The organism is Polaromonas sp., assembly GCF_030689685.1.
Lineage (GTDB): Bacteria > Pseudomonadota > Gammaproteobacteria > Burkholderiales > Burkholderiaceae_C > Polaromonas.
In genome coordinates this window covers 37,038-63,130 of record NZ_JAUYEY010000055.1, presented here as the reverse complement: position 1 = coordinate 63,130, position 26,093 = coordinate 37,038, and the positions used below count along the sequence as shown (strand labels likewise).

Annotated in this window: 22 protein-coding genes; 10 read left to right on the top strand and 12 right to left on the bottom strand. The window is 63.4% G+C overall.

The genetic code is table 11. From position 1 onward, the window contains the following. Position 1: 1 nt before the first annotated feature. The gene (locus Q8O29_RS13805) at positions 2-787 is read left to right on the top strand and encodes a class II glutamine amidotransferase (RefSeq protein ID WP_305563720.1); all 786 of its coding nucleotides are present in this window, start codon (positions 2-4) and stop codon (positions 785-787) included. 70 nt (positions 788-857) lie between these two features. On the opposite strand, the gene gshB is transcribed toward Q8O29_RS13805, so the two are convergent. The 9 genes from gshB to Q8O29_RS13760 form a co-directional block, all read right to left on the bottom strand. Next, positions 858-1,802, bottom strand: coding sequence for a glutathione synthase (gene gshB / locus Q8O29_RS13800; protein WP_305563718.1), 945 nt, complete (start codon positions 1,800-1,802; stop codon positions 858-860). 7 nt (positions 1,803-1,809) lie between these two features. Continuing rightward, a complete protein-coding gene (locus Q8O29_RS13795; RefSeq protein ID WP_305563716.1) occupies positions 1,810-3,015 on the bottom strand; it encodes a benzoate/H(+) symporter BenE family transporter in 1,206 nt (401 codons plus the stop codon). Between the two features lie 911 nt (positions 3,016-3,926). Further along, positions 3,927-4,721: an ABC transporter ATP-binding protein gene (locus Q8O29_RS13790; RefSeq protein ID WP_305563715.1), complete on the bottom strand. Its 795-nt coding sequence runs from the start codon at positions 4,719-4,721 to the stop codon at positions 3,927-3,929. Beyond that, complete coding sequence (locus tag Q8O29_RS13785) at positions 4,718-5,785, bottom strand: dihydrodipicolinate synthase family protein (protein ID WP_305563714.1); 1,068 nt, start codon at positions 5,783-5,785, stop codon at positions 4,718-4,720. The genes Q8O29_RS13790 and Q8O29_RS13785 overlap by 4 nt, the downstream gene beginning before the upstream one ends. A gap of 29 nt (positions 5,786-5,814) precedes the next feature. Further along, positions 5,815-6,660 (bottom strand): GNAT family N-acetyltransferase, encoded by an 846-nt coding sequence (locus Q8O29_RS13780; RefSeq protein WP_305563712.1) that lies wholly within the window; start codon positions 6,658-6,660, stop codon positions 5,815-5,817. Then, on the bottom strand, positions 6,647-7,711 hold the full coding sequence (locus Q8O29_RS13775) for an NAD(P)-dependent oxidoreductase (protein WP_305563710.1): 1,065 nt from the start codon (positions 7,709-7,711) through the stop codon (positions 6,647-6,649). Before Q8O29_RS13775 ends, Q8O29_RS13780 begins: the two co-directional genes overlap by 14 nt. Further along, entirely contained in the window at positions 7,708-8,517 is an 810-nt protein-coding gene (locus Q8O29_RS13770; protein ID WP_305563708.1) for an ABC transporter permease, read from the bottom strand. Before Q8O29_RS13770 ends, Q8O29_RS13775 begins: the two co-directional genes overlap by 4 nt. A gap of 114 nt (positions 8,518-8,631) precedes the next feature. After that, positions 8,632-9,999 carry an L-serine ammonia-lyase gene (locus tag Q8O29_RS13765; RefSeq protein ID WP_305563706.1) on the bottom strand — a complete coding sequence of 456 codons (1,368 nt, stop codon included), beginning with the start codon at positions 9,997-9,999 and terminating at the stop codon, positions 8,632-8,634. 37 nt (positions 10,000-10,036) lie between these two features. Beyond that, positions 10,037-10,693 carry a TetR/AcrR family transcriptional regulator gene (locus Q8O29_RS13760; RefSeq protein WP_305563704.1) on the bottom strand — a complete coding sequence of 219 codons (657 nt, stop codon included), beginning with the start codon at positions 10,691-10,693 and terminating at the stop codon, positions 10,037-10,039. A gap of 81 nt (positions 10,694-10,774) precedes the next feature. Between Q8O29_RS13760 and Q8O29_RS13755 the strand changes: the two genes are divergently transcribed. Beyond that, positions 10,775-11,767 (top strand): ABC transporter substrate-binding protein, encoded by a 993-nt coding sequence (locus Q8O29_RS13755; protein WP_305563702.1) that lies wholly within the window; start codon positions 10,775-10,777, stop codon positions 11,765-11,767. A gap of 71 nt (positions 11,768-11,838) precedes the next feature. Here Q8O29_RS13755 and Q8O29_RS13750 read toward each other — a convergent pair whose 3' ends face one another. Together Q8O29_RS13750 and Q8O29_RS13745 are read right to left on the bottom strand one after the other, a co-directional pair. Further along, on the bottom strand, positions 11,839-14,790 hold the full coding sequence (locus Q8O29_RS13750; RefSeq protein ID WP_305563700.1) for a DNA topoisomerase III: 2,952 nt from the start codon (positions 14,788-14,790) through the stop codon (positions 11,839-11,841). Beyond that, complete coding sequence (locus Q8O29_RS13745) at positions 14,787-15,311, bottom strand: TlpA disulfide reductase family protein (protein WP_305563698.1); 525 nt, start codon at positions 15,309-15,311, stop codon at positions 14,787-14,789. Before Q8O29_RS13745 ends, Q8O29_RS13750 begins: the two co-directional genes overlap by 4 nt. Before the next feature lie 85 nt (positions 15,312-15,396). Between Q8O29_RS13745 and Q8O29_RS13740 the strand changes: the two genes are divergently transcribed. From Q8O29_RS13740 to Q8O29_RS13730, 3 genes are all read left to right on the top strand, one after another. Then, positions 15,397-16,119, top strand: a complete 723-nt coding sequence (locus Q8O29_RS13740; RefSeq protein ID WP_305563696.1) for an SET domain-containing protein — start codon at positions 15,397-15,399, stop codon at positions 16,117-16,119. 124 nt (positions 16,120-16,243) lie between these two features. Next, positions 16,244-17,107, top strand: coding sequence for a biotin--[acetyl-CoA-carboxylase] ligase (locus Q8O29_RS13735; RefSeq protein ID WP_305563694.1), 864 nt, complete (start codon positions 16,244-16,246; stop codon positions 17,105-17,107). Continuing rightward, a complete protein-coding gene (locus Q8O29_RS13730) occupies positions 17,101-17,772 on the top strand; it encodes an SPOR domain-containing protein (protein WP_305563692.1) in 672 nt (223 codons plus the stop codon). Before Q8O29_RS13735 ends, Q8O29_RS13730 begins: the two co-directional genes overlap by 7 nt. A gap of 108 nt (positions 17,773-17,880) precedes the next feature. On the opposite strand, the gene Q8O29_RS13725 is transcribed toward Q8O29_RS13730, so the two are convergent. After that, positions 17,881-18,813, bottom strand: a complete 933-nt coding sequence (locus tag Q8O29_RS13725; RefSeq protein ID WP_305563690.1) for a LysR family transcriptional regulator — start codon at positions 18,811-18,813, stop codon at positions 17,881-17,883. A gap of 269 nt (positions 18,814-19,082) precedes the next feature. Between Q8O29_RS13725 and Q8O29_RS13720 the strand changes: the two genes are divergently transcribed. From Q8O29_RS13720 to Q8O29_RS13700, 5 genes are read left to right on the top strand one after another with little or no spacing between them, the layout of a single operon-like run. Then, the gene (locus Q8O29_RS13720; protein ID WP_305563688.1) at positions 19,083-21,278 is read left to right on the top strand and encodes an indolepyruvate ferredoxin oxidoreductase subunit alpha; all 2,196 of its coding nucleotides are present in this window, start codon (positions 19,083-19,085) and stop codon (positions 21,276-21,278) included. Then, positions 21,275-22,819, top strand: coding sequence for an indolepyruvate oxidoreductase subunit beta family protein (locus Q8O29_RS13715; RefSeq protein ID WP_305563686.1), 1,545 nt, complete (start codon positions 21,275-21,277; stop codon positions 22,817-22,819). Before Q8O29_RS13720 ends, Q8O29_RS13715 begins: the two co-directional genes overlap by 4 nt. Positions 22,820-22,839: 20 nt before the next feature. After that, entirely contained in the window at positions 22,840-24,129 is a 1,290-nt protein-coding gene (locus Q8O29_RS13710) for an aromatic ring-hydroxylating dioxygenase subunit alpha (RefSeq protein ID WP_305563684.1), read from the top strand. A 13-nt stretch (positions 24,130-24,142) separates the two neighbouring features. Beyond that, complete coding sequence (locus tag Q8O29_RS13705) at positions 24,143-24,844, top strand: aromatic-ring-hydroxylating dioxygenase subunit beta (RefSeq protein WP_305563682.1); 702 nt, start codon at positions 24,143-24,145, stop codon at positions 24,842-24,844. 30 nt (positions 24,845-24,874) lie between these two features. Next, entirely contained in the window at positions 24,875-26,074 is a 1,200-nt protein-coding gene (locus Q8O29_RS13700; protein WP_305563680.1) for an ABC transporter substrate-binding protein, read from the top strand. Positions 26,075-26,093 lie beyond the last annotated feature (19 nt).

Genomic DNA, 26,093 nt, shown 5'->3' with positions numbered 1-26,093 from the left:
CATGTGCCAACTGCTCGGGATGAACTGCAACACGCCGACCGATGTGACCTTCAGCTTCACCGGTTTTGCGCAGCGCGGCGGCAACACCGACCACCACGGCGACGGCTGGGGCATTGCCTTTTTCGAAGGCGGCGATTGCAGCGAGAGCGACCGCGGCCTGCGCCACTTTGTCGATCACCAGTCGGCCTTCCAGTCGCCGGTGGCCGAGCTGATACGCCGCTACCCGATCAAGAGCCGCAACGTGATTGCGCACATCCGCAAGGCGACGCAGGGCCGGGTAGCGCTGGAGAACTGCCACCCCTTTGTGCGCGAGCTGTGGGGCCGCTACTGGGTGTTTGCCCATAACGGCGACCTGAAGGATTTCAGCCCGCGCCTGCATGGCAGCTTCCGACCGGTCGGCAACACCGACAGCGAACGCGCGTTTTGCTGGATCATGCAGGAGCTGGCCAAGTCGCATGCCGCTGTGCCCAGCATTGACGAACTCACCCTGACCCTGCGCGAACTGGCCGCGCAGATCGCGCCGCACGGCACCTTCAACTTTTTGCTCAGCAACGGGCTGGCGCTGTGGGCGCATGCCTCGACCAGCCTCTACCACGTCGAACGCAAGCATCCGTTCTCGCATGCCACGCTCAGCGACGAAGACCTCAGCGTCAACTTTGCCGAGCAGGCCGCACCGGGCGACCGGGTGGCGGTGGTGGTGACGGCGCCGCTGACCACTAACGAGGACTGGCAGGCCTTTGCACCCGGTGAACTGCGCGTGTTCGAGGGCGGCGCGCTGCGCGCCTGAGCGCCTGTTTTGCTATTAATTCAGGAGCTGTTTGCTCCCGCCGGCTGTGGGCTGAAGCCCGATTTGGCTCTTATTTCAGCGCCGCCTCAAGCGCGTCGACAAACATCGCCGCCACATCAAACCCGGTCTGGTCAAAAATTTCCTGGAAGCAGGTCGGGCTGGTGACGTTGATCTCGGTCACGTAGTCGCCGATCACGTCCACGCCGGCCAGCAGCAGGCCGCGCGAGGCCAGCACCGGGCCCAGCGCTTCGCCGATCTCGCGGTCGCGCGCCGACAGCGGCTGCGCCACACCGAGGCCACCGGCCGCCAGGTTGCCGCGCACCTCGCTGCCTTGCGGAATACGCGCCAGGCTGAAAGGCACCGGCTTGCCGCCTATGACCAGCACACGTTTGTCGCCTTTGCTGATCTCGGGCAAAAACTTTTGCACCATCACGCTTTGCGCGCCGTCCTTGTTCAGCGTCTCGGTGATGCTGCCCAGGTTCAGGCCGTCTTCCTTGACGCGGAAGATGCCCATGCCGCCCATGCCGTCCAGCGGCTTCAGGATGATGTCCTTGTGCTCGGCGTGAAAGCGCTTGATGTCGGCCGCGCTGCGCGTGACCAGGGTCGGGCCGCTGAACTGCGCGAACTCGAGGATGGCGAGTTTTTCCGGGTGGTCGCGCAGCGCGCGCGGCTTGTTGAAGACACGCGCGCCTTCGCGCTCGGCCTGCTCCAGCAGATGTGTGCTGTAAAAGAACTCGCTGTCGAAAGGCGGATCCTTGCGCATGATGATGGCGTCAAAGTCGCAGAGCTGCTCGCGCTGGGCCGGCTCGGCGCTGTACCAGTCGGTGGCGTCGCCGGTCAGGCGGATGCGCTGGACCGTGGCCGTCACTTTTTCACCAGTTTGCCAGCGCATGTCTTTGGGCTCGCAGGTCGCCAGCGTGTGGCCGCGCCGCTGCGCCTCGCGCATCATCGCAAAGGTGGTGTCCTTGTAGATCTTGAAGGAAGCGAGGGGGTCGGCGACAAAAAGGATGTGCATGAAGGGCTCAGTCAGTAAAAGGGCGCTGCCGGTATTGTTGTACAAATAGCGCCAGCGCGCCGGCCACCACGCCCCAGAACGCGGAGCCGACCCCGGCAATCGTCAGGCCCGACAGCGTCACGAGAAACGTGATAAGCGCGGCCTCGCGGTGCGACTCATCGCGCACCGCCTGCGCCAGCCCGCTGCCAATCGTGCCCAGCAGCGCCAGCCCGGCAATCGCCACCACCAGCTCTTTCGGAAAGGCCGTCAGCAGGCCGGTGACCGCCGCGCCGAAGATGCCGATCAACACATAGATGGCGCCGCAACACACGGCCGCGGTGTAACGCTTGCGCGGGTCTTCATGCGCTTCGGGGCCCATACAAATGGCCGCAGTGATGGCGCTGAGATTCAGCGCAAACGCGCCGAAGGGCGCCAGCACCAGCGTCGCCAGGCCACTGAGTGTGATGATTTTCGAGACCGGGATGCCGCCATCCGGCGCGTCCGGTCCGTAACCCGCGGCGCGTATGGCGGCCACACCCGGCAGGTTTTGCGAGGCCATGGTGACCACGAACAGCGGCAGCGCCAGGCTGACGATGGCGGCGAGCGTGAACTGCGGCGCGACAAACACCGGCAAGGCCAGCGAAAAAGTCATCTCCGACCAGACCATCTCGCCACGCGCAGCGGCAAACACAATCGCGCCGAGCAGGGTCAGCACCACCGCATACCGTGGCAGAAAACGCCGGCCCAGCAAATAAATCGCCAGCATCAACAGCACCAGCGGCAGGGCCGTCTGCGCCGCCGCAAAGGCCTGGATGCCAAAGCGCGCCAGCACGCCGGCCAGCAGCGCCGAGGCAATCGCCATCGGGATGCGGTTCATGACTTTTTCAAACCAGCCAGTGACACCGAACAGGGTGATCAGCGCCGCGCTGACCATGAAGGCGGCAACCGCTTCGCCCATGGAAAAACCACCCGCCAGCCCGGCCGTTGCCAGCACCGCAGCGCCCGGCGTGGACCAGGCCACCATCACCGGCTTTTTCAGCCACAGCGAGGGCAGGGCAGAACACAGGCCCATGCCGAGGCCGAGCGCCCACATCCACGAGCTGATCTGCTCCGGCGTGGCGTTAAAGGCCTGCGCGGCCTGGAACACAATCGCCACCGAGCTGGTGAAGCCGACGAGGACGGCGACGAAACCTGCTGTGAAGGCCGAGAGATTGAGGTCTTTGAAGAACTGCATTTGGGGATTCTGGCAGTTTGTTGAAGGGATTTTTTGCGTCACGCTGCGCCTGCTGCCGGCCTTGGACAGTAGGGCTGACTCCCCACTCCCACCCCTAACCCCTCCCTCGCCCCGCTGGCGATGGAGGGGGACTCTATTTGGCCGCGCGCGCTGCTCTCGCGTGCAAACATGACTGCCGCTTGGGATTCCCGTCCCTGAAGCGCTGCGCGCTTCAGGGACTCCGGATTTTGTCCCCGCATCGGCTTTCTTCGTCCACCCTTCTGTATGCGCCGAGGAGCGGAGGGCCAGACGGATCAGGGCGAGCAATTGTCTGAGCCAAAGGCGAGTTCGAGCTCGACTCCGGCTGGACCGAGCACCGCAGGTTGCCCTCCGTAGCGCCAGCGAAGGAGGGACGCAGACAGCAGGGTCGCCTTTCTTTTGCTTACTTTTCTTTGGCGAGACAAAGAAAAGTGAGTTGCCGCCGGGCAATCCCCGGCCAGCGGCCGCAGGCAAACCTCGAAACTCGAATCAAGACGTGGCGTCGACAAAAAATGGCTGCGGAACTTATTCCGCAGTCAAATGAATCATCCACCCAGACTTGAAGTCGTAGCTCGGCATAGACTGCGCATTGGTGGGCACCGATTTTTCACAACTGTAGTTCTTGTCCTGCTGCGCGTGGGGCAGGCACCCAGCGATTGCTGTCCGCTTAAGTCCACAATCTCGCCAGTGTCGCCAGCCTGGTTATTACCGACTTCAAACGCGAGCCTGTAGCTTTCCGTCTCTCCGAACCGGCATGAGGCAGAACCGATGCCGACGGACCGGTGCAAATCCCGAGCAAAACAAGGTCGGGCCCTGCTGGTGGTTGCGCAGCGAGCCATGTGACTTCATCGCAAGAGGGTTTCGTACCGCCGGCTGGTCGCCCGCGTTGTTGTTTACTCAACGCCAAGCAGGTCATAGATGCGTGTGACGTAAGCGCCAAAAGCAGGAGTCGTCTTGATGTGCAGCTTGCGCGGCTCAGGCAGGTCAATGGCAAAAAAGTCGGCCATGCGCGCCGGTCCGGCGGTCAATACCGCGCAGTGCGACCCGAGAAAAACAGCCTCCTGGATGCTGTGAGTCACGACCACAAAGGTCTTGCGGCTCTGCTCCCAGATGCGCAACATCTCCAGATTCATTTTTTCCCGGGTCAGCGCATCCAGCGCGCCGAAGGGCTCGTCCATCAACACCAGCTTGGGATCGTGAATCAGGGCCCTGGCAATTGAAGCCCGCTGCTGCATGCCGCCCGACAACTCATAGGGGTGCTTGTCGGCAAAGCCGGTCAGGCCCACCATCTCGAGCAGCCCGTGCGCCCGCTCCGCCGCGGCCTTGCGCGGCAGCCCCAGAATGTCCGCAGGCAGCAACACGTTGTCCAGGATGTTGCGCCACTTCAGCAGCAGCGGCTGCTGGAACACCATGCCCACGTCACGCCCCGGGTTGAAGGCGGCGCCACCGGTGCCGCCTATCTGAAGCGTGCCGCCGTCATGGCCATGTAGGCCGGCAAGTATCTTCAGCAGCGTGGACTTGCCGCAGCCGGAGGGACCGACCAGCGACACCATGTCGCCTTCGTGGATGTCCAGCGTGACGTCGGAAATCGCGAGGAACTCCTGCGCGCCTTTGCGGTAGACCTTGCGCAACTGGTTCGTGCTGATCAGGGGTTCGCCCCGCCCAGCCAGGCCGTGAGCCGCGCTCATGCCAGCCACCGCTGCAGGTTCCTGGCCACAAAGCCGTCGTCGCCGAGATCGCCGTGGGCCTGGTAAACGCGGTCGATTTCAGCGGACTGGCCGGGACCCAACCCTTCGGCCGGGTCCAGGCACCAGATTCCTTCGAGCAGGCCCTGGCGCCGCAGCACCTCGTGGCAGCCGGCGATACAGCCATGGAAATTGTTGGCGACGTCGAAGAAGGCGCTGTTGCAGTCGGTCACCCGCGAATCAAGCGCCAGCAGCTGCGGGCTCAAGGCCCCACCGCCCGCCGCCAGTTCAGCCTTGATCTGCGCCAGCTGGCTGACGGCGCTGGCTGTCCACACCGACCAGTGGCCCAGCAGGCCGCCGCGAAAGCGTACGGTTACAGGCTGGCCGTCCCGCATGGCGGCAAACGGCAGGGCCAGGTCGAGCACAATGTGGTCATCGTTGCCGGTGTAGAGGAAAACGCGCTCCTCGGCACGCGCCTCGACCAGGCCGCGCACCACGTCCAGGCTGCGGTAGCGGTTGAAGGGCGCAACCTTGATGGCCAGGGCATTCGGGATCAGGGCAAAGCGGCGCCAGAAATCACTGGACAGCACCGGCCCGCCCACCACCGTCTGCAGGTAAAAACCAATCAGCGGGATTTCCTGCGCCACGGCTTCGCAGTGCGCTATCAGTTCGTCCTCGGAGGACCGGGCCAGCGCCGCCAGGCTCAGCAACCCGGCGTGGTAACCCAGCCCCACCGCGGTTTGCGCCTCAGCGCAAGCCTGCGCCGTGTTGCCGCACAGTCCGGCAATCATCATCATGGGGCGGCTGGACCAGGCCAGCCGGTCTTCCATGGCGGCACGCAACACCGGCTCGTACAGCCCGCGCTCGCGGATGCTGAACTGCGTGGTGTGCACGCCCACGGCGAGGCCGCCGGCACCGGCATCGACGTAGTAACGTGTCAATGCCCGCTGACGCTGGCGGTCAAATTGCCGCCCGGCCGTCAGCGCCAACGGATGGGCGGGAATCACCGTGCCCTGCGCCAGGAGCGCCAGCACGTCTTGCGGCAGGTCGGATCGTTTCAAGGGCATGGGAACTCCTGTGTCGGTGGTGCCGCGGCTTATCCGAATTCCGGACCCGCGATGGCGTGAATGAAATGGGTCTGTCCGCGCAGTGGCTGCTCGCCCAGCTCCATGCGCATGAAGCTGCGCTGCGGCGTGAAGCCGGCGTCGCGGAGCTGGCGGGCCAGCAGGGCGCGCTCATCGGGCACATCGATGAAAATCTGGCCCGCCAGGCCCTGCACGGCGCGTGTCATCAGTTCGGCGGCGCCGGCTTCATGGAGCGCCAGCAAGGGACCGATCTGGTGGGCAACGCTTCCGCGGCGCACGAGGGCAAAACCCTCGCCGCTGCGCACGCAGACCGTGTCCGGCCGCGCCAGAAAATCCGCCAGCAAGGCATGGCGTGGCGCGCCCAGCGCCTGCGCATCCAGCGCGGCCAGGGCCTGCGCGTCCGGGAGCCGGGGGTCGCGCGCGGCCGATGCGGCCTGCGGCCGGGCATCGCGCTGCCAGCGTGTCACGCCGTACACCGGTGCGAAACCGAACTGGCTGTAAAGGCGCTGGCCGTCGGGTGTAGCGTCGAGACAGGCCGTACGTCCGGCGGCTTTCACCAGGGCCAGGCAGTGCAGGAACACCGCGCGGCCCAGGCCCCGGCCGCGAAGCTCCGGCGCCACCAGAATCATGCTGATCCAGGCGACTTGCGCACCGTGGGGCAACACCGCGCCGCTGGCCAGGATGCGGCCCTGCGCATCGCGAACGACGCTGACCGTGCCTTCTCGTGAAAAGATGGCCCAATCCTGCGCCGTCTGGTTCCAGCCGCTCTGGCGCACCAGGGCATCCAGCCCGTCCTGCACCTCGGACGTCAGCGGCCCCAGCGTTTCGACGGCGATGGCCTCGTCAGTATTTGCCATCGCGTGATTCGAACTTGGTCGGCTTGCCATACAGGCGCTGCTCGCGGGAAATCCAGTCCGCAACCCAGCCGATCTGGCGCGACAGCGACACACGCGGGTAGCCGAACAGGCGCTCGGCCTCCCCGGTGTTCATGAGCCAGGCGGTGGGCGCTTCCTCGCCGGTGATGTGGGCCGCCTTTCCGAAGCGGCGCGCAAACTCCTGCGCCAGCCAGCGGATGGAGGTGGTTTCGGGGCCGCTGACGTTCAGGGGCGAGGTCGGCACGGTCGCGACCGCCAGACAGCGCAAGGCCTGCGCGTTGGCGTCGCCTTGCCAGATGACGTTGACATGGCCCATGGTCACGTCAATCTGCTCGCCGCGCCACACCTTGGTGGCCACATCCGCCAGCACGCCATAACGCAGGTCAATCGCGTAGCTCAGGCGGAACAGACGGCCCGGCGTGTCATGCATCTGGGAGAAATATTCGAAGATGCGCTCGCGCCCGACACAGGAATTGGCGTACTCACCAGGCGGGCTCAGGGCGGAGTCTTCGGCCGAGCCCTGGCTGATGACCGGCACAAAGGGGTAGACGCAGGCGGTGGAAAACGCCACGATGCGCGAGCTCTTGAACGCCTCGGCGACCAGGGCGGGCACATGCGCGTTCATGGCCCAGGTCAGCGGGTTGTTGGCGTCGGCGCCGAACTTGCGCCCGGCCATGAACACCACGTTCGCGCATTGCGGCAAGCCGGCAACGGCAGCGCGATCGAGCAGGTCGCAGCTGATGGTTTTGATGCCGTGTGTTTCCAGCATCTCCCGCACACCGGCCTCGCTGAAGCGCGCCACCGCGATCACGCGGCGCCCGGGCATGGCGTTGCGCGCCAGACGCGCCAGGGTGGGGCCCATTTTTCCGCCCACCCCCAGAATCATCAGGTCGCCATCGAGGCGCGCCAGATCCCGGACCAGATCCAGCGAGGGCGTGGCCAGGTAGTCCTCCAGGGCCTGTTCGTCGGCAAAACTTTCCGGAAATGGCAGGTCCTCCAGCACGGTGGGGGAGGCATGTGGCGTCTGGATCATTGGATTCTTGCGTCCTGGGTGATGAAGTGCCGCTCCAGCAGGAGGACCAGCAGATAAAGCAGCACACCCAGCCCGGTGATGAGCAGGACGGCCATGAAAACGGCAGGGGTGTCGAGCGAGGCCTGCAGCTGGATCATCAGGTAGCCCAGGCCCTTGTCGGACGCAATGAATTCGCCCACCACAGCACCGGCCACTGCAAGGATGGTGGCGACTTTCATCCCCGAAAACACGTAGGGCAGCGACCCCGGCAGCTGGATGTATCGAAACAGCTGCCAGCGCGAACCCTTGAGCGCGCGCACCAGATCAAGCAGCTCGGGTTCGGTCTCATTGAGCCCGCGGATGGTGGTCAGCAGGATGGGGAAAAAGCACAGGCTGAAGGTGATCAGGATGTTGGTTCCGATGCCGTAGCTGAACCAGACAATGACCAGCGGTCCCAGCGCCACCTTGGGAATCATGTTCAGCGTGACCAGCACCGGAAACACCAGCAGCGTGAGCCGGCGGCTGGTGATGAACAGCAAGGCGCACAGGATGCCCAGCACCAGCCCGAGGACATAGCCGCCGAAAATCTCGATCGCAGTGACAGTGGTGTTGCTGAGCCAGCTCAGGTTGGGGTTGGCCAGGGTCGCCAGCACGCGCGAGGGCGCGGGCAGGATGAAGGCCTGGATGGCGAATATCCGTACCACGGTCTCCCAGAGCAACACGCCAGCCAGATGGATGCCCACAATCGTCCCCCAGCGCCGCCACGGCGGTCCGCTGCCGTCCGGCGCGGGCGCCGCCAACACCATGCCATCGAGGGGAGCCTTCATGTGAATTCCTTCGCGCAAGCAGTCATTCGCGAATCATAGATTTGCCGTAGCCGATTGTCAACCAACTAGTTGAAATAACTCCGGATCAGCGCGCACATCAGAGAACGCGCGGGATCAACACTCGATCACGTTGACCGCCAGCCCGCCGCGCGAGGTCTCCTTGTATTTGGTCTTCATGTCGGCCCCGGTCTCGCGCATGGTCTTGATGACCTGATCCAGCGATACCGAATGGCTGCCATCACCGCGCAGCGCGATGCGCGCGGCATTGATGGCCTTGGTCGCTCCCATGGCGTTGCGCTCGATGCAGGGCACCTGCACCAGGCCACCCACCGGATCGCAGGTCAGGCCCAGGTTGTGTTCCATGCCGATTTCCGCGGCATTCTCCACCTGCGCCGGCGTACCGCCGAGGACCTCGGCCAGCGCGCCGGCGGCCATGGAACAAGCCACGCCCACCTCGCCCTGGCAGCCGACTTCGGCGCCCGAGAGCGAGGCGTTTTCCTTGTACAAAAGGGCGATTGCGGCCGCCGTCAGCAAAAACCGCTCCACGCCTTCGGCATTTGCCCCGTGGATGAAGCGCGTGTAGTAATGCAGCACGGCCGGGATGATGCCGGCCGCACCGTTGGTCGGCGCCGTCACCACGCGCCCGCCCCCGGCGTTTTCCTCGTTGACGGCCAGGGCATACAGGCTCACCCAGTCCAGCACCACCAGCGGATCGGCCAGCCCGGCCTGGGGCTCGCTGTTGAGCTGACGCAGCAGGTCGGGGGCGCGACGCTTCAGGCGCATCGGCCCGGGCAGCACCCCCTCCTGGGCGCATCCGCTGCGTACGCATTCCTGCATCACGGTCCAGATACGCGCCAGCGCGGCCGCAGTCGCACTGGCGGGCCGCAGCGCCGCTTCATTGGCGCGCATCAGCGCGCTGACGGACTGGCCCTGCGCCTGGCACAGGGCCAGGAGCTGGTCACCGGTGGTGAAGGGGTAAGGCACAGGCGCGCCTGGCGCCACCAGTGCCTGGGCGCCGTCATCCACCACAAAGCCGCCGCCCACCGAGTAATAGTCGCGTGTGCACAGCACGGCGCCATCGGGCGCCATGGCAAGAAACCGCATACCGTTGGGGTGAAACGGCAGACTCTTGCGGTAATACAGCACATGTTCGGCTTCAACAAAACGAACGCTGTGCGTACCCTGCAGCCGCAGGCGCTGGTCGCTGCGAATCCGCGCCAGCCGGGCATCCACCGTCGACGTATCGACGCGGTCAGGCTCCTCTCCCATGAGCCCCAGAACCACGGCTTTGCCGCTGCCGTGGCCTTTGCCGGTGGCGCCCAGCGAGCCATAAAGCTCGGTTCGCACCGCGGCGGTTTGCCCGAGCAGTCCGCCCTGCGCCAGGCCGTCTACAAAGCGGGCAGCTGCACGCATGGGGCCCACCGTGTGCGAACTGGACGGGCCGATACCAATCTTGAAAACGTCCAGCACGCTGAGGGTCATCGGCTGGCCCGCTCCGCAGTGTGTGCTTCCATGACCGTCATGGCCTCAGGGCGTTGAGCGCGAAGTCGATCACATGGCGGCGGCGCTGCACCAGGGCACCGCGCGAGTCCAGTGCCTTGCCGAAAATCGCCGACAGCGTGTGATTGTTCGAAAAGAAGAAGTAGGAAATGCCGGCAATGGAAATATAGAGGTTGATCGCGTCGAAGTCGGCGCGGAATACGCCCGCCGTCACGCCGCGCTCAAGGGTCGCCTCCAGCATCCCGATGAACGGCGAGTGCATCTTCTGAAGGCGCTCGGACGCCAGGATGTGGCTGCCCTGGTTGCGGTTCTCGTCAGTCAGCAGTGCAATGAATTCCGGATGCTCCGCCAGGTAATCAAAGGAAAAGCCGACCAGCTGGGCCATGGCGTCCATGGGCTCCAGCGCGCCGAGCGACAGCTTCTGCTCTTTTTCGCGAATTTCGGCATACACCGACTCCAGCGCCACCAGGTAGAGCCCCTGCTTGCTGTCGAAATAGTGGTAGACCAGCTGCTTGTTGACACCCGCGGCAGCCGCGATCTCATCCACACGTGCGCCGGCAAAGCCCTTGCGTGCGAACTCCGCCACGGCGGCGGTAGTAATCAGGGCGGCTCTGGCAACGGAGGCATCGCGCCTGGGCGTCAGTGCGGGTTCAAGGGTTTTTACTAAAGTGGCCATATTTGCTTCTCAACCAAACAGTTGGTAATATAAACTGGAAAGCACCTCATCCGATCAATCATTCATTTTTGGAGTTGACCCATGCGAAGACTAGTGAAATCCGCCGCCACCCTATTGTTGGCGACAAGTGCCTCCTTTGCCATGGCGGCTGACCCCATGAGCCTGATGTTGAACTGGACGCCCACGGCCGATCATTCGCCGATCTACTACGCAAAATCCAAAGGCTGGTACAGCGAGGCCGGGATTGACCTCAAGATCGAGGCGGGCCGCGGCTCTGGCGTGGCGGCGCAACGCGTGGGCTCGGGCGGCGCCGACGTCGGCATTGCCGACTTCCCCACCGCCATGCAGGCCAAGGGCAAGGGTGCAGACCTCAAGGCCGTCATGGTGATTTACGCCAATTCCCCGCAAGGTTTCTACTGGCTGAAGTCTTCAGGGATCACCGGTCCCAAAGACTTCGCCGGCCGCAAGATCGGCAACCCGCCCGGCGATGCCTCGCGCCTGATGTGGCCCGCCTTCGCCAAAAAAACCGGCCTGGCCCCCACCGCCGTGACCTTTGTGAATATCAGCCCGCCGGCCAAGGTTGCCGCGCTGAAAAGCAAGTCAGTGGACATCATCAGCGACTTCTACAACGAACATGACTTGAAGGTCCGCGAATTCGGCGCCGACCTGGGCTTTGTCGCCTGGCGCTCCATCGGCGTGAATGTGTACGGCAATGCGTTTGTGGTGAACGGCGCTTACCTGGCGGCCAATACCGAACGCATCCGGAAGTTCACCGCCGTGACGCAACGCGCCTATGCGGAATGCGTCAAGGACTTTTCACCCTGCCTGCAGGCGCTGACGGCAGATGTCAGCGGCCTGAGCCCGGACAACCAGCGCGACCAGTGGGAACGCATCAAACAGCTGATGCGCGATGACGCCACCACCAAAGTTGCCCTGGGCAGCTTCGACAGCGCCCGCGTGAAGGCCGACTACGAGCTGGTGAAGGAACTGATCGGCATCGACAAGGCCTTCGAACCGGCCACCATGTTCACCAACGAGTTCCTCGACCAGAAACTGCGCATGAGCGCCAACTGATGGCCGTCTGACACACGCCGCTGCCCACCGGCCATCCACGGCCGGCCTTTCGGCGAGCGGATACCTGCGCTTCAGCTCAGGTGCTTCCCAACAATCCCCGCCAGTTCAAACATCGTCACCTGCGGCTTGCCAAAAACAGCCAGCAGCTTGGCGTCGGCGTTGATGGCGCGCTTGTTGGCCGCGTCCTGCAGGCCTTCGGCCTTGATGTAGTCCCAGAGTTTTTTGATGACCTGGGTGCGCGCCACGGGTTCCGAACCAATCACTGCGGCCAGCGCCTCGCTGGGCTTGAGGCCGCTGCCCGGTTTGGCCACGCGCGGGGTTTTGGGCTTGGCCACCTTGGCGGCCGGTGTTTTCTTGGCCGCAACTTTTTTCGCTGCCACCTTCTTGGCGGCAGGGCCCGCACCCTTGGCCGCCACGGTTTTGCCGAACGGCGTTTTCACCGTGCCAGTGCGCGGCGGGCCGGCGGTCTTGCGCGGCGGGAATTTCGACGGCGCAAACTCGAAGTTGACCTTGCCGGCTTCGGCATCCCAGGCCAGCATGGCCTTGAAGGGCCGGCGTGTGCGCATGGAGACAAACTTGTCGAGCAGGTCGGTCTTGCCGCTGGTCAGCAGCTTGACCATCTGCTCGCGCTCCACCGGCTGCTGCAATATCACCTGGCCGGTCTTGAAGTCGCAGCTCGGTGTCGGCTGCGCATTTGTCGGCACGGATTTCTCGCAGACATAATTTTTACCGTGTTCGAACACGCCGGCAGCGCATTTGGGACAGGCGCCCAGCGACTGCTGACCGCTGAAGTCCACGATCTCGCCGGTCTCGCCGTTTTTGTCGTCGCCGAAGTCGAACTCCAGTTTGTAGTTCTTGGTTTCTTCGTCAAACTTGATGACCATCTCGGCGGTGAAGGGCCAGCCGGCCTTGGAGCGAAACCCGTCGAGAGGGCCGATCTTCCTGTCGCGCAAAAATTGCTCGACCTCGGCCACTTCAAAAGTTCGACCGGCCGGAGTTTTGCCGAACGAAAACCCGCAGCCTTCGCCGTTTTTGCCGGTGCAGGTGTAGCGCCGGTAGTTTTCCTTGATCACGCCGCCGCAGTTGGGGCAGGGCGCGCTCAGGGTGGCGTAGTCGCCGGGGATGGTGTCCTTGTCGTAGCCCTTGGCTTTGTCGACCAGATTCTTGGTCATGGCGGCGATCTCGGCCATGAAGGTGTCGCGGCTGAGTTTGCCGTGTTCCATCTGCGCGAGTTTGTGTTCCCACTCGCCGGTCAGGTCGGCACGCGAGAGTTCTTCCACGCCGAGGCCGCGCAGCAGCGTCATGAGCTGGAAGGCCTTGGCGGTCGGGATCAGCTCGCGGCCTTCGCGCAACATGTATTTCTCGTTGATCAGGCCCTCGATGGTCGCGGCGCGTGTGGCCGGTGTGCCCAGGCCTTTTTCCTGCATGGCTTCACGCAGCTCGTCGTCGTCGATCGTCTTGCCCGCGCCTTCCATGGCGCCCAGCAAGGTCGCCTCCGAATAACGCGCCGGCGGCCGTGTCTTCAGGCCTTTGGCCTCGACCACTTCGGCGCGCACCATCTCGCCGGGTTTCACGGCGACCAGGGTCTTGCTGTCTTTCTCGTCGGTGTTTTCGTCTTCGGCTTCCTTGCCGTAAATCGCCAGCCAGCCCGGCTTGACCAGCACCTTGCCCTCGGTTTTGAAGCTGTGGCCGACGGCCTGCGAAATTCGCGTCGTCACCAGGTACTCGGCGCTCGGGAAAAACACCGCCATGAAGCGGCGCACCACCAGGTCGTAGAGTTTTTGTTCGGCGTCGCTCAGGCCGCTGGGTGCCTGCAATGTCGGGATGATCGCAAAGTGATCGCTGACCTTGGCGTTGTCAAAAATGCGTTTGCTGGGCTTGATGTAGTTGCCCTTGAGCGCCGTAGCTGCATGCGCCGCCAGGTGTTTCATGGGGCTCGCGGCCAGCATTTCAAAGGTCTGCTTGACCACCGGCAAATAATCTTCGGGCAGCGCACGCGAATCGGTACGCGGGTAGGTCAGGGCCTTGTGGCGTTCGTACAGGCTTTGCGCAATCGACAGCGTGGTCTTGGCCGAGAAGCCGAACTTGCCGTTGGCCTCGCGCTGTAGGGACGTCAAATCGAACAGCAGGCCTGACGCGGTGGTGGACGGCTTGCTTTCTTCGGTGACGGTAGCGGCCTTGCCGCGCACGGCTTCGGCAATCGCCAGCGCCTCGCGCTCTGACCAGACGCGGTCGGCCCGGAGCTCGGCATCGGGCTCGGCGTTGTCGGCATTGGCCGCCGCCTTCTTCCACTTCGGATCGAACCACTTGGCCGGGTACTCGCCCGCCTCGGCCAGGAAAGAGGCGTGGATTTCCCAGTAGTCGCGGCTCACGAACTTGCGGATTTTTTCTTCGCGCTCGACCACCACCGACAGCGTCGGCGTCTGCACCCGGCCCACGGTCGTCAAGAAGAAGCCGCCGTCGCGCGAGTTGAAGGCCGTCATGGCGCGTGTGCCGTTGATGCCAACCATCCAGTCGGCTTCGGAGCGCGAACGCGCCGCGTCGGCCAGACCCTGCATCTGTTTTTCGGTGCGCAGGCTGTCGAAGCCGTCGCGGATCGCCGCCGGTGTCATCGACTGCAACCACAGCCGCTTGACCGGGTGTTTGCTCTTGGCGTACTGCTGGATCAGCCGGAAGATCAGCTCGCCTTCGCGGCCCGCGTCACAGGCGTTAACGAGCGCGCCCACGTCCTTGCGTTTGGTCAGCTTGACGATGGCATTGAGCCGCGTCTTGGTCTTGTCCATCGGCTTCAGGTCGAAGTAGGGCGGGATCACCGGCAGGTTGGCAAAGCTCCACTTGCCGCGCTTGACGTCGAACTCTTCCGGCGCCTGGATCTCGACCAGGTGGCCCACAGCAGACGTGATCAGCCAGTCATCGCTTTCGAAGTATTCGTCGTGTTTCTCAAACTTGCCCGCCGTCGGCGTGATGGCGCGGACGATGTCCTGCGCCACCGAGGGCTTTTCTGCAATCACAAGGGTTTTCATATGTACTTCTTCAAACCTTCAACATCTTCGGGGAACATTTCCCCGGCTTCTGCAAATACGACTTTGCCGCTGCGCCCGTTGCGCGCGACCTTGAGGACCACCACCACCGGCAGGCCGGCCGGCTTGGGCATTACTTTGGCCACTGCGGGCGTCAACATGCCCGCAGGAAAGCTGTAGCCTTTGCTCTTCATATAGTTGGCGGCGGCTTCGGGCTTGCTGTCAATCGACAGGGCCAGAACCTCCAGCCCCCTGGCCTGGTGGGCCCGCCACAAGGCCTCGATATGGGGCGATTGCACGGCACAAAAAGGGCACCAGCTCGCCCACCAGTACACCACAAGCGTCTTGCCGCCTGCCGCAGCGGGGGTCCAGGCACGCCCGTCCAGCAGGCTCAAGGCAGGCAGCGCCAGCGTGCTGCCGATCTGGGGCAGGGGGCTATTTGACGCCCGCGCCCAGGCCCGCGCAGCCACACCGGGGGCGGCCAGCACGGCCAGGGACTGAATCAGGTTTCTGCGGTTGAACATCGTTGGGCGGTCATGGGTCACAGGTGCGCATCACTACAATAAGGGCCTCGCGCGTACGCACGCGCGCACCCGCACGGGCGCGCACATGCATGAATTAACCATACCAAAAAATCCCGTCGTGTCAAAAACTCAGGTCTTGTCCCCTTCTTCCAGCCCCTCCAGCGCCCCTTCCGCCGGCCCTGCTTCAGCCCCGGGCCGCCGCATCCAGACCCGCACTTCGGGTGTGCACGGCAAGGGGGTTTTTGCGGTCCAGGACCTTGCCGAGGGCGAGACCCTGATCGAGTACATCGGCGAGATCATCAACTGGAAAGAGGCGCTGCGCCGGCATCCGCACGACCCGAAGGACGCCAACCACACCTTCTACTTCCACATCGACAAAAACCATGTGATCGACGCCAAGTACGGTGGCAACTCCTCGCGCTGGATCAACCACAGCTGCAAGCCCAATTGCGAAGCCGACGAGCAGGACGGCCGCGTCTTCATCAAGGCGCTGCGCAACATCGCTGCCGGCCAGGAACTGTTTTACGACTACGGCCTGATCATCGACGCGCCCTATACCAGGAAGCTGCTGGCCGAGTACCCCTGCTGGTGCGGCGCCAAAAACTGCCGCGGCACGCTGCTCGCGCCCAAGGATGACAAGCCCGGCAAAAAAGGGAAAAAGAAGAAGGCCAAAAAAGCGGCCAAGGCCGACAAGCCTGTGAAAGAGGTGAAGTCCAAACAACTCAAGAAAGAGCTCAACAAGGAGCTCAACAAGGTCCTGAAGAAAGCCGGCAAGACCGACAAGCCGGGCATACACAAAAAGGCCTGATTGTCATGGCGGGCCTGACCGGCCATCCATGCCCCGGCTGAGCGACGCAAGCAGTTCGCGGTCATGAATCCCGGATCGCGTTCGGAATGACAGCGCAAAGGCAGCTCCCCACCACAGCGCCACCATGAGCACACCCTCCACCCCTCCCATCCGCTGGCCTGCCGAAGCCATCTGGGAAGCTGTGACGCCGGTGCTGCCCGGTTTCACGGTCGAGGTGTTGCCGACCATTGATTCAAGCAATAGCGAGCTGATGCGGCGCTTTCGTGCGGCCGGCCCGACTGCCGCCGAAGCGGTGCTGCTGGTGGCCGAGCAACAGACCGCCGGGCGGGGCCGCATGGGCCGCCACTGGCAAAGCCGGGCCGGCGACAGTCTGACTTTTTCGCTGGGCATGGCACTGCAACCAGCCGACTGGTCGGGCCTGTCGCTGGCCGTCGGCATCAGCATCGCCGAGAGCCTGCAGCCGGTTGGGCCGCAGGACGGCCAGCCCCGCATCCGCCTGAAATGGCCGAACGACCTGTGGCTCATCGATACGCAGGGTGAGCGCAAGCTGGCCGGCATCCTGGTCGAGACGGCGAGCTGGGGCGAGCTGCGCTACGTGGTCATCGGCGTCGGTCTCAATGTGCGCGCACTGGCGCTGGATGCTGCGCCAGCCGCCGCCGGCCCGCTCCCGGCGCTCCCGCCCGCCGCGCTGCAGGACATCCTACCAGGCGTGGACGTGGCGCAGGCGCTGCAACTTGTCGCCGCGCCGCTGGTGCAGGCGGTGCAGGCTTTTGGCCTGTTCGGTTTTGCACCTTTCCAGGCGCGTTTTGCGGCGCGTGATGCGTTGGACGGACGCGCCGTTCAGCTCTCCGACGGGACCGAAGGCGTGGCCCACGGCGTTGGTGAATACGGCGCGCTGCTGGTGCATACTGCGGCTGGCATGAAAGAAATCACCAGCTCCGAAGTCAGTGTCCGGCCTGTTCTGCAGGCCAGCGGTCGCCCATGCTGAGGCTGCTGGTGCTGCTGCTGGTGCTGGCCAACGCCGGCTACTGGGCCTGGTCGCAAGGCCTGCTGACCGCCTACGGGCTGGCGCCTGGCGTGCAAGCCGAGCCGCAGCGCCTGGCCACACAAATCCAGCCCGAGGCGATTCGCCTGCTGACGGCCGAAGAGGCCCGAAAACTTGAAAATGGCCCTCTCGCCAGCGCGCCCATCGCTGCGTCGGCACCCGAGTGCCTGCAGGCCGGCCTCTTCAACGAGCAACAGACCGCCAATCTGCGCGCCAGCCTGGCGGCCACGCTGCCGCCGGGTAGCTGGCAGTTCGAAAGCAGCGTCGAGTCGGCGCGCTGGATTGTCTATATGGGCAAATTCAACAACCCCGAGAACTTGGCCAAAAAACGCACCGAGTTGCGCCAGCTCGGCTTGCCTTTCCGGGCGGTGAACAACGAGGCCCTGGCGCCCGGCTTGGCGCTGGCCAGCTTCCCGCTGGAGGCCGATGCCGAGAAAGAACTGGCGCGCATTGCCACCAAGGGCGTGCGCACCGCCCGCGTGGCGCAAGAACGCCCCGAAGCACGCGGCCAGATCCTCAAGCTCGCCGCCGTGGACGCCGCCCTGCACGCCCAGCTCGACGCGATCAAACCGCAGCTTGAAGGCAAGGCATTGCTGTCCTGCCCGTGAGCTGAGGTGAACGATTTTGCTATGTTTTTAGTAGCTGCTTGCGCATACTGGGTATGGGCTGAAGGCCATTTTTGTTCTGAATGATTACCCATCCGGCGCTCAGCCGCCTCAGGTGGCCTCCGCCCGAACCGGCCGCTGGAAGAGTTGGCGCACCAGCGCACGCATCCACTGGTGTGCCGGGTCCCGGTCGGTACTGCTGTGCCAGACCAGCCGCACCTCGTAGGCCGGCGCGCCGGTGATACCCCAAACACGAAAGTCGTAGCGCTGGCTCAGGTTGCGCGCATACATCTCCGGCACGATGGACAGCAGATCGGTGGTCAACGCCAGGTCGGGCAAAGCGCCAAAATGCCGCGCCCGCAGCACGATGCGGTCTTGCAGCTTCATGCGCGTCAGCATTTTCTCGACGCTGCCGTGAAAGGTCGCAGTAGGTGATGCCACCACGAACGAGGCTTCGGCGAGCTGGCGCGTGCTGAGCATGCGCCCGCTGCGACCCGAGGCAGGCCGCCATTGCGGCGAAGCCACCGCGACATAGTTCTCACGAAACAGCAACTCCGCGCGGATGCCGCGGTGTTTAGGCAGCAGGATGCCTATGGCCAGATCAATGTCGCGCGCCTCCAGCGCGGCCGCAACCTCGTCGGCCGCGACCGAGATGTTGGACAGTCGCGCGCCTGGCGCCTGGCTGCGCAGGGCCCCGGCCAGGCCCGGCAGGAACAACATCTCGCCCAGGTCCGACAGCGACAGTTGCCAGTGCATGTCGCTGCGCGCCGGCTCGAAGTCCTCATGGCCGGTGACCACGGTTTCCAGGGCCAGCAGTTGCGCCAGCACGGCGGGCGCCAACTCCTCGCACAGGCGGGTCGGCTTCAAGCCCGAGGGCGCACGCACAAAAAGCGCGTCTTCAAAATAGTCGCGCAAGCGTGACAGCGCGTTGCTGGTTGCCGGCTGCGACAGCGACAGGGCTTTGCCGGCCAGCGTGACAGAGCCGGTGCGGTGAATCGCCGCCAGCACACGCAACAAGTTGAGGTCGAGCTGGCGGAAGTTCATACGTGGGGTCTCCTTGGCGGGAACTTCGAGAGGCCTGAGCGTCTGCGGGTTGTCCCTAATTATTCACCATACAGATGTGCTCTATCTGAAAAATCCATTTGCCGTATGCATGGAAGCTGCGTAAATTTCTTTCAGATCAAGTGCCATGCTTTCCGGAAAAACCAGGGATGCGCAGAAAAAACACGCGGCGCCGACGACACACACGATGAAAAACACACGCCCCACGAACGCGACATTGACAAGCAACAGGCCAGCGGCCGGAGGCGGCCATGGCTGAGCGCTCCTTCACGCAGGAAGTCGAGAAGCTGCGCCTGGGCGACGGCGACGAGTTTCGCGGTGAAGGCATCCTGGCCGTCACCAAGGCGCTGCTGCAGGCCGGTGTTTCCTATGTGGCCGGTTACCAGGGTGCACCGATTTCGCATCTGATGGACGTGCTGACCGATGCCAACGACATCCTGGCCGAGCTCGGCGTGCACTTTGAGCACAGCGCCTCGGAAGCCACCGCCACCGCCACGCTGGCCGCGTCCGTCAACTACCCGCTGCGTGGTGCGGTCACCTTCAAGTCCACCGTCGGTACCAACGTGGCATCGGACGCGCTGGCCAATCTGGCCTCGGGCGGCGTCACCGGGGGGGCGCTGCTGATTGTGGGCGAAGACTACGGCGAGGGCTCCAGCATCATGCAGGAGCGCTCACACGCCTTTGCGATGAAGTCCCAGGTCTGGCTGATCGACCCACGTCCCAACCTTGAAAGTATTGTTCGCGCGGTCGAGATGGGTTTTGAGCTGTCGGAAGCCAGCCGCACTCCGGTGATGCTGGAGCTGCGCATCCGCGCCTGCCATGTGCACGGCCGTTTTGCCACCAAGGCCAACAAGCGCCCCGGCTTCACGCTGAAGGACGCGATGGAAAACCCGCAGCGCGACACCAGCCGCGTGGTGCTGCCGCCGGCCAGCTACGCGCAAGAAATCGAAAAGATCACCGAGCGCTGGCCCGCAGCCGTGAAGTTCATCCAGGCGCATCAGGTCAACGAGTTTTTTGCCAACGACGGCGATGATGCGAAGGACTTTGGCATTGTGATGCAAGGCGGCCTCTACAACAGTGTGCTGCGCGCTCTCGAAATGCTGGGCCTGGCCGATGCGTTTGGCCAGTCGCAGGTGCCGCTGTATGTGCTCAACATCACCTACCCGCTGATCGACGGCGAGTTCAGGCGCTTTTGCGGCGGCAAACGCGGCATCCTGCTGGTCGAGGAAGGTCAGCCCGACTTTATCGAACAAAACGTCAACTCGCTGCTGCGCAAGGCCGACATCCAGACCCGGGTGCACGGCAAGGACATGCTGCCGATGGCCGGCGAATACACCGGCGGCGTGGTGCTCAAGGGCGTGGCGCGCTTCATCGAAATGTATGCGCCGCAACGGCTGGAAGGCCGGGACCTGCCGGCCGCTGCGCAAAAAGCCTCCGCCGGGCTGGCGGTGATGGCAGACAACCCGAAGGCGTTTGCCATCCAGGCCGCATCCAATGAGGTGCAGGGCCGTCCGCCCTCGTTTTGCACGGGCTGCCCGGAGCGCCCCATCTTCACTGCCATGAAACTGATCGAGCGCGAACTCGGCAAACACCACATCAGCTGCGACATCGGCTGCCACCTGTTTTCCGTGCTGCCGCCCTTCAACCTCGGCGCAACCACCATGGGGTATGGCCTGGGCTGGGCCGGTGCCTCGGCCTTCAACACCGGAGAAACCCAAAAGCGCACGATCTCCATGATGGGCGACGGCGGCTTCTGGCACAACGGTTTGACCAGCGGCGTCGGCAATGCGGTGTTCAACCAGACCAACAACCTGCTGCTGGTGGTGGACAACGGCTACTCGGCTGCGACGGGCGGGCAGGACGTGCTCTCGTCCAAAGCCGTCAATGCGCTCCGCAGCACCAACAACCCGATTGAAAAAGCCGTGCGCGGTGTCGGCGTGAAGTGGGCCAGGACGGTGACCAACACCTACAGCCTCACGCAGATGCGTGACGTGCTGCGAGAAGCGCTCACCACGAAAGACAAAGGCCCCAAGGTCATCGTCGCGCAAAGCGAGTGCCAGCTCAACCGCCAGCGCCGCATCAAGCCGCAGATCAAAAAACGCATCGCGGGCGGCGAGCGGGTGGTGCGCGAGCGCTTCGGCATCGACCCCGACACCTGCACTGGCGACCATTCGTGCATCCGGCTGTCGGGCTGTCCCTCGCTGACCATCAAGGCCAACCCGGACCCGCTGCGGCGCGACCCGATTGCCACCGTGATCGACAGTTGCGTGGGCTGTGGCCTGTGCGGTGAAGTGGCGCATGCGGCGGTGCTGTGCCCCTCGTTTTATCGCGCCGAGATCATCCACAACCCGACCGCTTGGGACCGCTTCAAGCTGCGCCTGCGCACAAAGGTGATTGGCTGGCTGCAAAACCGCATTGAACGCCGACTGGAGGGGATTGCCGCATGAGCGCCGTTCTGGAGAGCCCTGTTCCTTCACCTTCGGCGCAACAGCCAGCCTCAGTGAGACATGGCATCACCATTGCCATCCTCGCCATGGGCGGCGAAGGTGGCGGCGTGCTGGCCGACTGGCTGGTGGACCTGGCCGAGCAGAACGGCTACTACGCGCAAACCACCTCGGTGCCCGGTGTTGCGCAGCGTACCGGCGCCACCGTGTATTACCTTGAGATGTTCCCCGAGGCCGCCACGCCTGCGGGCCGCATGCCGGTGATGGCGCTGAGCCCGATACCCGGCGACGTAGACATCGTCATCGCCTCTGAACTGATGGAAGCCGGGCGCGCGTTGCAGCGTGGCCTGGTCACCGCCGATCGCACCACCTTTGTCGCGTCTACCCACCGCGTGTATTCGATGACCGAACGCACCGCCATGGGCGACGGCCGTGTCAGCTCGGACAAGCTGCTGGCAGGCGCACACGCCGCAGCACGGCAGTTCATCAGTGCCGACTTTGCCCAACTGGCCGAAGACACCGGCAGCCTGATCAGCCCAAGCCTGTATGGCGCGCTCGCTGCCACGGGCCGGCTGCCCTTCAGCCGCGAGCAGTTTGAGGCCACCATCCGGCGTGGCGGTGTCGGTGTCAACGCCAGCCTGAAGGCTTTTGCTGCAGGTTTTTCGGCCGCGCAGGCGCCCGCTGCAGTGGCCGGGATGCCTACCCCGGCGGCCATGCCAGCGGTCGGCACGCGCCTGGCGGGCCTGGCCGCACGCATTCAACAACACTTTCCACCGGCCTGCCATGTCACGCTGGCCGCCGGCATTGTGCGTCTGGCCGACTATCAGGACGTCGCCTACGCCGGCAGTTACCTGGACCGGCTGCAGCCGCTGCTGGCACGCCTGCCGGACGACGGCACGCTGGCCGCCGATCTGCTGGACGACACCGCGCGCCACCTGGCACTGTGGATGTCTTACGAAGACACCGTGCGGGTAGCCGACCTGAAAACCCGGCGCTCACGTTTTGCGCGGGTCGGCAGTGAAGTACACCTGAGCCAGCAGCAGCACTTGGGCATCAATGAATTTTTGCATCCGCGTGTCGAGGAAATCGCCGACACCCTGCCCGCCGCGCTGGGCCGCTGGCTGCTGGCCACGCCGTGGGCACGGGCCTGTGTGGCGCCGTTCACGCGCAAAGGGCGGGTGGTGCAGACCAGCTCGATACGCGGCTACCTGTTGCTGTACGCGATTGCCGCAATGCGCCCGCTGCGCCCCGGCTCACTGCGGTTTCATATCGAGCAGCAACGCATCAGCGACTGGCTGGCCCGCATAGAACACCTGGCACTGGCGCAGCCTGCACTGGCGCTGGAGGTGGCGCGTGCGCAGCGACTGGTCAAGGGCTATGGTGACACCCATGCGCGCGGATGGCACAGCTTTCAGCGCGTCATGGCCAAGCTGCCGCAACTTCAAACTTCGCCGCAAGGCGCGCAGCAGTTGCGGGATCTGAGCCACGCGGCCCTGGCCGATGACAGCGGTCAAGCGCTCGAGAAACTGTTGTCATTTGTGTAATTTACCAAGAGGATAACGCCATGAAAGTAGAGCAACTTGTTGAACCTGATCGTGTGCACAAACACGTTTATACAGATCAGGCAATATTTGATGCCGAGATGGAGAAAATCTGGGAGCGCACCTGGGTGTATTGCGGACATGAATCACAAGTCAAGGCGCCAGGCGACTATTACGCGGTGACCATAGGTCGTCAGCCGATGATCATGGTGCGCCAGGGCGACGGCAGCGTTCAAGTGCTTTACAACCGTTGCCCGCACCGCGGCGTGCAACTGGTGGGAAACCTGCACGGCAATACCGGCACCTCATTTGTCTGCTCTTACCACGCATGGAGCTTTCACCTGAATGGCACGGTACGCGCGATTCCGCTGGCCAAAGGCTATGAAGGAACGCGCATGACCCGCGACAACCCCGACTGCGGAATGAAGCGGGCAGCGAGGGTGGACAGCTACCGCGGCTTTGTCTTCGCCAGTCTGGTTGATGAAGGCCCATCTCTGACTGAATTCCTGGGCGAAGCCCGCATTGCTTTTGACGATATGTGCGACCGTTCGCCGGGGGGCGAAGTCGAGGTGGTGCCGGTATGTCACCGCGTCATGCAGCATTCGAACTGGAAATTCTTTATGGAAAACCAGCTTGATGCACTGCATCCTTCCGTTACTCACCAGTCCACCGGCATTTCGGCTGGCCGGGTCGAAAAGAGGGTGAAAGCCGAGCGCGGATCTGCCCCCCTGTATTACCACTACCTGTCGACCTTCGCGTCCAGCTTTGAACAGTGGGACGCCGTGCAAACCATCAACTTCCCGCATGGCCACGGCATTCTCAAGGCTTACATGGGATTGCGGCCGCAAGACCCTGACACACTGGAACACGAAGCCCTGCTGATTAAAGCCTACGGCGCGGAGCGGGCCGAAGAATACCTTTCCCGCAGCATCCACCATGTGCTGGTCTACCCCTACCTCTCGGTTCAATCGCCGTTGCAGCAACTGCGCTGCCTGCGGCCCATCGCACCCAATAAAACACAGTCTGAAATCTGGCATTTCCGCCTGAAGGGCGCACCAGAGGCTACATACCGCCGCAGCCTGTGGTACTACAACCTCGTCAATTCGCCAGCGACCATGATCAATGCCGACGACCTGGAGAACTGGACCAAAGGTCAATGGGGACTGCAGTCCAACGGCGGCGACTGGGTCAGCTTTCACCGCTGGTACGGTGACGACCGGGAAGAAAAAGGCGTGACCTATTCAAACCACGGCACCTCCGAAGCAGTCATGCGCAACCAATTTCGCGCATGGTCCCAATACATGTTGGCCTGACTGGAGTCACCTTATGAACAAAAGCCCATGCAGCGCGACTCAGGCTATTCCCAATGCAGGCCCCGACTTCGAGCGACTGCTCGGGCAGGAAGTTGTGATCGAAGCCACGCAAGGCTCTGCACGCACGGGGGCGCAGTCCATCGAGCCTGATCACTCGCCACGCGCATCGCAGGCTGGCACCTCTGCGCAAGTGCGCCAGCTACCTCGCGCAGGCATTCTGCCGCGTACCAGCGCTGAGGCCGATGTGCAGCGGGAGGTCGAGCAGTTTCTGTATCTGCAAGCCGAATTGCTTGACAGCAAGCACTGGCAGGCCTGGATTGATTTGTTTGATGCGCAGGGCGTGTACTGGATGCCCGTCATGCCTGAGCAGACCGAATGGGAAGGATCGCCATCGATTTTTGCCGAAGACAAATTGATGATGGAAATCCGCAAGGGCCGAGTCTCGCACCCCAACGCATGGTCGCAGGCGCCGATGTGGGAAACCAATCACCTGGTGAGCCATGTTGCGCTGGAGTCTGTCAGCGACACAGAGATCTGCGTGCGCTCGCGCTTTCACATGATGGAGCTGCGCAGGGACAGCGTGCGTCACTTTGGCGGCCGCTACCAGCACACATTGATGCGTGGAAATGACGGCGCGCTGCGCATCCGGCTGCAGCGTGTGGATATGTTCAATAGCCAGGCGTCTTTTGACTACGTCTTGCAAATCTGGGTCTGATCTGTCAAATAACCTAAACGGGAGAGCACCATGGATGCCTGCAATAGCCTTCGATACAACGCTTTGAAAAAAATCTTTTCAGGATTGGCGCTGGTTGCGCTGGGCGCTACGGCGCTGGCCGCTGACAAGGTCAAGGTCGGTTTTGTCAGCACCCTTTCCGGGCCGTCGTCCGCGCTGGGTATTGACATTCGTGACGGCTTTCTGCTCGCGGTCAAGCTCAATGGTGGAAAACTCGGCGGCCTGCCAGCAGAAGTACTGATCAGCGATGACCAGTTCAAGCCCGATGTTGCGCGCCAGCTTTTTGAGCGGAACATCAAACGCGACAAAGTTGACTTCATGACGGGCGTGGTGTTTTCCAACATCATGCTGGCCTCCTTGCCCGAAGCGCTCGACAACAAGGTGATCTACATCAGCCCCAATGCCGCGCCGTCATCAATGGCCGGCAAGGATTGCAACCCGCTGTTCTTCGCCGTGTCATGGCCCAACGACGCTTACCACGAGGCAGCGGGCGCGTTCGCCAACCAGCGTGATGTCAAGAGCGTCTATCTGCTTGCGCCCAACTACCAGGCAGGCAAGGATTCGTTGGCTGGTTTCAAGCGCACCTTCAAGGGCCAGGTGGTCGGCGAGAACTACACCAAACTTGGCCAGCTTGACTATGCCGCAGAGCTGGCAGAAATCCGCGCCGCCAAACCGCAAGTTCTCTACATATTCTTGCCGGGCGGCATGGGCATCAACTTCATCAAACAATTTGTGAGCGCCGGGCTGGGCAAGGAAACCATGCTCCTGCTTCCAGGCTTCAGCGCAGACCAGGATGTAATCAACCCGGTGGGCGCTTCAATGGCCGGACTCTTCAACACGGCGCACTGGTCCCCCGACTTCAACAACCCGGCTAATCTGAAGTTCATGGCCGAGTTTCGAAAGGAATACAAGCGTATCCCGACGCTGTACGCTTCTCAGGGCTACGATGCCGCACAGCTGATCAACGCGGCGGTGCGTGACACCAAAGGCAAACTGGACGACCAGGAAGCGCTGCGCAAAGCCCTTCGCAGCGCACGCTTTGAGTCGGTGCGTGGACCCTTCAAGTTCAACACCAACCAGTATCCAATCCAAAACTACTACGTGCGAACCGTGGGCAGCGATGGCCAGGGCGGCCTGATCAACAAATCGTTTAACGAACCGATACTGCGTGACCACGGCGACGCCTACGTTCAGCAGTGCGCAATGCGCTAATGAAACCGGGTGAGCCTGA